The sequence below is a fragment of the Moorena sp. SIO3I6 genome (assembly GCF_010672095.1).
In genome coordinates this window covers 1-2,436 of sequence record NZ_JAAHHU010000693.1, presented here as the reverse complement: position 1 = coordinate 2,436, position 2,436 = coordinate 1, and the positions used below count along the sequence as shown (strand labels likewise).

General features: G+C 42.8%; 1 protein-coding gene. It reads left to right on the top strand.

Annotated elements, in window-relative coordinates; genetic code table 11:
* The first annotated feature begins 617 nt into the window (after window positions 1-617).
* Window positions 618-2,324: a group II intron reverse transcriptase/maturase gene (ltrA, locus tag F6K49_RS41490; protein WP_293084565.1), complete on the top strand. Its 1,707-nt coding sequence runs from the start codon at window positions 618-620 to the stop codon at window positions 2,322-2,324.
* Window positions 2,325-2,436: the final 112 nt, after the last annotated feature.

The window sequence follows — 2,436 nt, the reverse complement described above, 5'->3', positions numbered from 1 at the left end:
AACGCTTCAGGAGAGTGCGATTCGTTGGCTAGAAACCTTGCCCTAAAAAAAAGCTTGGAGGATTAGCCGCCTGGTCAGGAAACTGAACCATGACAACTTGATAACCATGATGGTGCAAGACCATCCCTCGTGAAATCCGAGTGACAACCCTACCCTGATTTATGGAAATAGCAACTCCATAAATTGAACAGCAAAGGGTCAAACGGGCAAAACACCCTTTAACCTGACCGGTGTCAGCCTAGGTATAAGAACTCATGGGTACGAACAGGAAGGTACATCTGAATCATCGTTAAGCGTGGGTAGCGAAATAAAAAGGTCGAATAGCGCTACAGACAAAAAGTCAATGGAAAATAAAGGGTTTATAGGATTTCTCCTTCTTATAAAGATTTTCCCCTTCTCCCGGTGAAAAGTACCACCCTAAAAGTTCAAAGAATGGTTATCAGGAACGAAGTAACCCATATATGTACTCTTGGAAAGGTCGAATATTCCAAGTAGGTAGCTAACCGCAAGTCATAGAGGGGCGAGATTGAGTCAGAAGCCAAGGCCTAGGGTAATTCCTAGGATATGCTAACGGACTCACGTCAACGGAAAAGATATGGTTGTAAGTAGCAATTGATATGTCTAAAACTCGGGGGTTCGCCTCACAGTCGGAATGGAAGTCGGTCAACTGGCGAAAGCTAGAAATGACAGTCTTTAAGTTGCAAAAACGAATATATCAAGCCTCGAGCCGTGGTGACGTGAGCGTGGTAAGAAAACTGCAAAAGACCCTGATGAAATCCTGGTCAGCAAAAATGATTGCGGTCAGAAAGGTTACCCAGGAAAACAAAGGCAAAAAGACTGCCGGAATAGATGGGGTTAAAGCTTTAACCAATAAGCAGCGCCTCACCTTAGTAGCCAGCCTCAAAATCTCCAAAAAGGCACAACCCACCAGAAGGGTATGGATTCCTAAGCCCGGACGGTCGGAAAAACGCCCATTAGGTATCCCAACCATATACGACCGTGCATTACAAGCACTTGCCAAACAGGCATTAGAACCTGAATGGGAAGCCAAATTTGAACCTAATTCCTACGGGTTCAGGCCAGGACGCTCATGTCACGATGCAATAGAAGCAATATTTACAGTAATAGCCCAAAAACCCAAATGGGTTTTGGACGCAGATATTGCCAAATGCTTTGACAGAATCAACCATGATGCACTTCTAACAAAATTAAATACTTACCCATCCATGAGACGTTTAATTAAGTCCTGGCTAAAAGCCGGTGTGATGGATAATGGAACATTCTCATCTACAAATGAGGGTACCCCACAAGGTGGCGTTATATCACCACTTCTGGCCAATATAGCCCTCCACGGAATGGAAAATGCCATCTGGAATCACGCTAACTCCATCAAGGGAAAGAAAAGACACTATAAAACAGGTCTATCCCTAGTCAGATACGCAGATGATTTTGTCATTCTCCACCAAGACCAAACCGTGGTAGAAGAATGTCTTGAAGTCATTAATAAATGGCTGCTGGACATGGGTCTGGAATTAAAACCAAGTAAAACAAAAATTACCCACACATTTGACGGATTTGACTTCCTCGGATTCAACATTCGGCAATATAAAGTAGGTAAACATCATACTAAACAAGGTTTTAAAACCATCATCAAGCCATCTAAGGAAAAAGTACTAGAGCATTATGGGCAGCTCTCAAATGTCATAGAACGACACAAAGCTGCCCCACAAGAGGCTTTAATAAGCCACCTCAAACCTATTATACGCGGATGGTGCAACTACTACAGGTCAGTCTGTAGTAAAGAAACATTCAGCAAATTAGGACATATGCTATGGAACAAACTCCAAAGATGGGGATACAGGAGACACCCCAAGAAATCAAAAACCTGGGTAATCAATAAGTATTGGGGAACTATTGGAGGAGATAACTGGGTGTTCATGACCAACGAGGATAATTACCTCCCTAAACATGCCAAAACCAAAATTGTCAGGCACACCAAAGTCAAAGAAGCCAGAAGTCCCTACGATGGTGACCTAATATACTGGAACACCAGAATGAGTAAACATCCTGAAATGACCAGTCAAAAAGGAATACTTTTGAAACGGCAAAAAGGAAAATGCGCTCATTGTGGGCTTACCTTTAGGGAAGAAGATTTATTGGAAACACACCATAAAATACCACGCGCCAATGGTGGAAGTGATAATCTCAAAAATTTAGAACTACTACACCTCCACTGTCACGATGAAAAACATAGAATCGGAATTCAGTCAAAACGTCAAGAGTCAAATACAGACTCCTCTGAGTTAGATGAAAACCCATTCTAGAAGGTACCAATGACAATGGTTCCGTTTGATGAGGAGCCGTATGATGCGAAAGTATCACGTACGGTTTTGAAGACGAGTCGGTGGGGCGACTCACCGGCTTAGTTTAATTTTG